We start from the raw sequence: 5,968 nt of genomic DNA, 5'->3' as shown, positions 1-5,968 counted from the left end.
CGCCCGCCCTTCACCGGCTCGCCGCCCACCAGCACCGGCGTCCCGTCCTCCGGCACGAGCAGGCGCACCCCGCCGCGCACCCCGGGCTCGAAGCGTACCGGTGTGCGGCTGAGGAACGGATCCCCCAGCGGCAGTGACAGCATGCCGCCGGGCCGGCTGAAGTCCGGGGCGTTGCGCGACAGCGAAACGGAGCGCTCGGCCGACAGCAGCCCCTCAAGCAACAGCCGCTCCCCGATGCGCTGGGGCTGGGCATGCCCGATGAGCGTCAGCGCGGGCACGGCATGGGCCGCCTGGGTGGGCGTGCCCTGCGTGCGCACGGCGGTCGTGGAGAATTCGGCGGGGTTCTTGGGGGGCGGCATGGACCTCCGGGGAAGCCTACAACGGGCCGGCTGGACCTGGACCGGCCAAGCGAGCCCCATCACCCCCCACTTCACCCGAAGCGGCCCTTTTCGACGGTGCTGCCCGGAAACCATCCCCTCGGCTGCTCGCACGCCGGGCGTCATCAGTGGGGGCGAATGCCGCGCCCCGGGCCCCCCCCGTGAATAGGGTTGAAGTGCCTGCCGTGTGGATCTTCGAGAAAGCGCGAGCCTCCATGTCCTCATCGACCTCGAACATCGCTCCCTTCGACGCCGTCCTCTTCGACCTGGACGGCGTGGTCATCGACACGACCGAACTGCACTACCGCGTCTGGGAGGCGTTCGCCCGGGAGCGGGGCTACGTGCCCACCCGGGAGGAGCTGCTCGCCACCAACGGGCGGCGCGCGGGGGAGACCTTGCGCGCGTGGTTCGGCGCGATGCTGAGCGACGAGGAGGTGGAGGCGCTGACGTACGACCGGGAGATGGCCTTCCACCGGCTGCTCGAGAACGAGCCGGTGTCCGCGGTGCCCGGCGTGGGGGCCTATCTGCGCTCGCTGCGGCAGGCGGGCGTGCCCTGGGCGCTGGGCACGAGCGCGCTGGCGGACAACGCGGAGCTGGCCCTGGAGCGCGTGGGGCTGGAGCACCTGTTCCCCGTGCGGGTGACGTCCACGGACGTCGTCCAGGGCAAGCCGCACCCGGAGGTGTACCTGAAGGCGGCCTCCGCGCTGGGCGTGGCGCCGTCGGGGTGCGTGGTGTTCGAGGACGCGGTGGCGGGCCTGCGGGCCGCGCGGGCCGCGGGCGCGGCGTGTGTCGCCGTCGCCACCTCGTTCCCGCGCGACATCCTGGTGCGCGAACACCCGGACTGGCTGGTGAAGGACTTCCGGGACCTGCCGGCCGCGCTGCGCCCCGGAAGCCCGGGCTTCACGGCGCCGACGGCACCTCACCCGTGAGCACGCAGATGAGCGCGTCCGGGTCGCACTTCACGGGGAACAGCGGGTTGATGCCGGAGCCGCGCAGCCGCCCCGCGTCCAGGTCCGCGTAGGGGTCGCACTTCGCCTCGTCCGGCCCGGCGTCCGCGCCCCGACACGTCACCACCGGCCAGATGCCCTTCACGGCGTACTCGGCGGTGCAGCCGTTCTCCGTGTAGACGAGGTCCGACGTGAACTGCGTGCCCGGGATCTCCGGCGTGTTGTAGATGCGCAGGTTGCTCCACGTGTAGCCGAAGTCCTGCGCGGGCAGCACGCCGCCGTCGGGCGCCGTGGACGCGGGCACCTGCAGCCGCGTGGGCGACAGCTCCGTCACCGAGCAGAAGTGGTCCGCCGCCGGCGTCTCCGACGTGAAGGGCCCCACCGCCGTGGCCGTATCCGCGGCCCCCGCCGGGAGCCGCTTCGCGAAGTCCCTCAAGAGCTGGCCCAGCCGCGTGCTGCGCACGCCCACCGTGTCGGGCGCCTCCGGGGCCTGGCTGAAGTACTTCTGCAGGCCCACGGCCTCCGGCTTGAGCCGGGCGCAGACCTGGTCCGGGTTCTGCCCTTGCTTGAGCTGGTACGTCGTGGCGAACGAGCCGGTGGAGCCGTCCGACACGGCGCGCGCCACCACGCACACGGGCTCCGGTTCGCTGCCACACGCCCCGGCGGTGACGACCGCCGCCGCCAGGGCTCCACTGATTGCCATCCATCGAAGGTTCATCGCGGGTGTCCTCGTGTGCGGCCGGGGCCTAGAAGCTCAGCTTCGCGCCCAGACGGATGGCGCGCGGTGCCTGGTAGGCGGTGGGCCGCTTGAAGTTGGGGTTGATTTCCTGCGAGGTGATGCGCGCGTTCGTGGTCGTGGAGATGACCTTGCAGTTGTCACTGAGGTCATTGAGGCACGCGGTCAGGTTGTCCGGCGCCCCGCCCTGCTCGATGGCGTACACGCGCGAGGTGGTGAAGGTCTGGTCCACGTCCGTGTACTGCTGGAAGTTGAAGAGGTTGAAGACGTCCAGCGACACCGTGAGCACGGAGTCCTTCACCAGCCGCTGGTTGAGGCCCACGTGGCCGTCCACGCCGTGCACCCAGGGCAGCCGGCCGGCGCTGCCGCGCGGCAGGATGAACGTCTCCGAACCGCTGCGGCGCGGGTTGGCGCCCAGGTAGTTCAGCGGCGCGCCCGAGCGTGCCCGGTAGTTGCCGCCCACGTTGATGCTGGTGCGTGGCCCGATGACGAACTCCTTCGCGCCAAACACCTTGAAGGAGTGCGTGCGGTCACCGGGGAGCTGGCCCTCGCGGTTGACGGTGAGCGTCAGCAGGTCGAAGTCGCGCGTGAGGTTGGGGGACAGCTGCCCGGTGTCCGCGCGGAACAGGCCGGAGTAGTTCCCGCGCAGCGTGGACCAGGTGTAGCTGGCCTGGGCGAGCCAGCCGTTGGTGAAGGCCCGCTGGAAGTAGAGGTTCACCGCGTCGTACTCGCGCTTCGCCAGCGGGAAGTCCGTCGAGTAGCCCTTGCCCGGGTTGCCCAGGAAGAAGGTGCTGCCGTCGTCGCGGCTCATGTCCTCGATGACGTCGTTGAGGTAGCGCCGGGTGTACGTGGCGCCCACGCGGCTCGCGGCCAGCAATTCATACTCGCCACCCACCACGAACTCGTCCGCGGACTGGGCGCGAATCTGGGGATCCACGGGCACGCGGTCACCGCCCTGCGCGTCCCAGAGCTGGTTGGGGCTCTCGCGGCTGCCAATGGCCTTGCGGTTGGCGTCCAGGTCGCATTCGGTGAGCAGCGAGCCCTCGCGCGACAGGGTGCACGGGGGCGTGTTGTAGGTGGCGGACAGCAGCTGCTGCTGGGGGAAGGAGAGGTCCGCCATGTCCAGGGGGACGTTCTCGAAGAAGCGCGCGTAGTTGGCGAAGACCTTGGCGCGTCCCGCCTGCGTCGGGTCGTAGATGACGCCCAGGCGCGGGGACCACTGGTTGGGCAGGTGCAGGCCCACTTCCCCGTCCAGGCCGTACAGCGTCTGCACGTCGTAGCGCAGGCCCGCGTTGATGGTGACCTTGTCGAGCACCGACCAGCTGTCCTGGATGAAGCCGCCCACGGTGGTGGACGTGGAGGTGCCCTCCTTGCTGGCGAGGAACACCGGCCGGTCCGGGGCCTCCAGGTAGCCGTACTGGTTGAGGCTGAAGAAGCAGTCACCGCCGGTGCACTCCTGCCAGGGCGTGAGGCCGGTGCGCGCGCGGTTGTTGTAGAAGCTCATGCGCTCGATGTCCGCGCCGGCCTTGAGGATGTGGTGGCCCAGGGCCTCCAGCAGGTAGGTGCCCATCACCTTGCCCTGCACGCGGTCCAGGCGCTGGATGCTGATGGTGCCGGGGCCGCCGGTGGAATAGGCGGTGACGGGGCAGCGCAGGGCCTGCTCGGCGGGCGTGGTGCCGCAGGCGTCGGCGTTCGGCAGGGTCTCGAACTCGTTGATGGTGTGGGGGCCGGGGTTGCGGGTGCGGCGCCACGCGATGTTGGAGCGCGCGGACAGGCCCTCCCCGGAGCCCAGGCCGGAGCCGTCCGAGGGGAGGATGGAGTCGGCCTGGTGGTGCCAGCCGAGCGTCGCGTCCACGAGCAGCTTCTTCTCGAAGAAGGACGAGGACTGCTTGGCCACCAGGTCCAGCGCGCTGTTCTCGCGCCGGGTGGCGATGGCCTCATAGGCGCCCTGGACGAAGCCGGTGCAGGACAGGCTGGAGCAGACCTCCGGCTCGCCGTCGTCGCTGAAGGAGTACTTGCCGCTGCCGCCCGACGAGCGGGGCGTGCCGAAGACGGACACCGCGAGGCTGTGGTCGGGGTTGAAGTTGTAGGTGAGCTTGCCCAGGTACTGCACGCTGCGCTCGTCCGCGAAGCGGCTCACCTGGGAGCCTTCGATGGGCGTCGCCTGGGAGAAGCCGGTGGTGAGGTCCTTGCGGCGGGCGCCCACGGCGGCGCAGCCGTTGTCGTCCTTCTCCGTGCAGATCTCGAAGGTGGAGAGCTGGCGGTCCACCTGGATGCGATTGAAGGACGGCGCGACGCCCACGTAGAACCAGAGCTTGTCCTTGAGCAGGGGGCCGCCCAGGTCGAAGCCGAAGTCGCCCAGGTTGTGGGCGCTGCCCTGCGCGGAGATGACGCTGCCCTCGCGGCGCACCACCTTGCCGGCGGTCTGGAAGGCGCCGGGCGCCATGTTGGCGAACACGGAGCCGTGGAACTCGTTGGAGCCGGACTTGGTGAGGACGTTGAGCACGCCGCCGGTGGAGCGGCCGTACTCGGGCATGTAGCCGCCGGTGATGATGTTGACCTCCTTGACGAACTCCACGGACAGGGGCGTGCCCAGCGTGCCCACGCCAGGGTCGTTCACGGACAGGCCGTCCACGACGTACTGGCTCTCCGGGGAGCTGCTGCCGCTGATGCTCACGCCGTAGCGGTCCTCGGTGGCGCCGGGGGCCAGCTCCGCCAGGCCCTCGAAGGAGCGGGACGCGGAGCCCTTGGTGCCGGGGCGGATGACGGCGATGTTGCGGATGAACTCCTGGTCCACGGTGACGCCCGCGGCGCTGGAGCCCACGTCCACGCTGGGCGGCGTGCCCACGACCTCCACGTTGATGTTCATGGCGTCCGGCACCAGCTCCGCGTTGAAGCGGATGGTGCGGTCGATGCGGAGCAGGATGTCCGTGCGCGCGAACGGGTGGAAGCCCTGGCCCTCCATGCGCAGCGTGTACGTGCCCGGCGGCAGCTGCGGGATGCGGTACAGGCCGCTCTTGTCGGTGACCACCGTGCGCTCGCCCTGCAACTGGGGCGAGGTGGCGGTGACGACGACATTCTCCAGCGGGCGCTTGTCCTCCGCGCTCTGGAGCGTCCCGGTGATGACCGAGTTGCCCTGGGCCAATGCCCCGGTTCCCCACAGCAGCGCCGCGAGCCACAGCCCACGGATGACACGGTTACGTCTGGACACGGAATGCCCCTCCCGGCGAAGGCGGCGCACTTTGTCGCAAAACCTGAGAAATCCACCAGCTACAATCAGTCGGCCTTCTCTGTTAGTGCGGAGAAGTCCCGACCCACTGCGTCGAACGGGGTGGTCGGGGCCCGCTTCCAGGAACTGGATCGTAGGGGGGAGCGGGTTGAAGGTCTCGGACACTCATCCAAGGAGCACGCACTCATGGCGATCTTCGTGACGACGACGGACCCGCAGGGCTTGATTGACGGACTCAAGAGCGCGGTGGAATCGAAGAAGGTGGCGGGCTGGCGCTACGACGCCGAGGGCGACGTGACGTCCGAGACGTCGCCGCTGGAGAACCAGGCCTGGTTCCGGCCGACGACGGTGCCGGGCGCCGGGGTGGTGTTCACCATCATCTCGGTGAAGGGCAAGGCCATCACGACGGAGGCCTACGCGGCGTACCACGGGCGCTTCCTGGAGACGCTGCTGAGCCACTTCGCGCCGAAGTTCACGACGGCCAGCGTCACCGCCATGGGCGAGTCGCGCGTCGGCGACGTCGTCAAGGACGGCTGAGAAGCTGCCGCGTGCGGGGGCCCGTGAAGTGGAAGCGGGCCTCCGTCGCACCTCTGGCTGTCAGAGGATGTTCTCGGGTTCGGAAGAGAAGAGGGCGTGGAAGAGCGTGGTGTGGGGCGGCTTCATGAAGTGGACGTAGAGG

4 protein-coding genes and 1 pseudogene are annotated in these 5,968 nt (G+C 69.9%); 2 read left to right on the top strand and 3 right to left on the bottom strand.

The genetic code is table 11. The features are described 5' to 3' along the window. Nucleotides 1–359, bottom strand: a pseudogene (locus D7V93_RS36090) (sigma-54-dependent Fis family transcriptional regulator); the annotation flags it as partial. Between the two features lie 233 nt (nucleotides 360–592). On the opposite strand from D7V93_RS36090, the gene D7V93_RS36085 reads away from it, so the two are divergent. Then, complete coding sequence (locus tag D7V93_RS36085) at nucleotides 593–1,306, top strand: HAD family hydrolase (RefSeq protein ID WP_120647676.1); 714 nt, start codon at nucleotides 593–595, stop codon at nucleotides 1,304–1,306. On the opposite strand, the gene D7V93_RS36080 is transcribed toward D7V93_RS36085, so the two are convergent. Further along, a complete protein-coding gene (locus tag D7V93_RS36080; RefSeq protein ID WP_244237712.1) occupies nucleotides 1,278–2,027 on the bottom strand; it encodes a hypothetical protein in 750 nt (249 codons plus the stop codon). The genes D7V93_RS36085 and D7V93_RS36080 overlap by 29 nt on opposite strands. A gap of 43 nt (nucleotides 2,028–2,070) precedes the next feature. Next, nucleotides 2,071–5,271 (bottom strand): TonB-dependent receptor domain-containing protein, encoded by a 3,201-nt coding sequence (locus D7V93_RS36075; RefSeq protein WP_120647674.1) that lies wholly within the window; start codon nucleotides 5,269–5,271, stop codon nucleotides 2,071–2,073. Nucleotides 5,272–5,475: 204 nt separating this feature from the next. Here D7V93_RS36075 and D7V93_RS36070 point away from each other — a divergent pair, with 204 nt between their 5' ends. Next, nucleotides 5,476–5,826 (top strand): hypothetical protein, encoded by a 351-nt coding sequence (locus D7V93_RS36070; protein ID WP_120647673.1) that lies wholly within the window; start codon nucleotides 5,476–5,478, stop codon nucleotides 5,824–5,826. The last annotated feature ends 142 nt before the right edge of the window (nucleotides 5,827–5,968 follow it).

This window comes from Corallococcus llansteffanensis, from assembly GCF_003612055.1.
GTDB classification, from domain to species: domain Bacteria; phylum Myxococcota; class Myxococcia; order Myxococcales; family Myxococcaceae; genus Corallococcus; species Corallococcus llansteffanensis.
The sequence above is the reverse complement of the archived record's forward strand: the minus strand, read 5'-3'. Positions and strand labels throughout refer to the sequence as shown.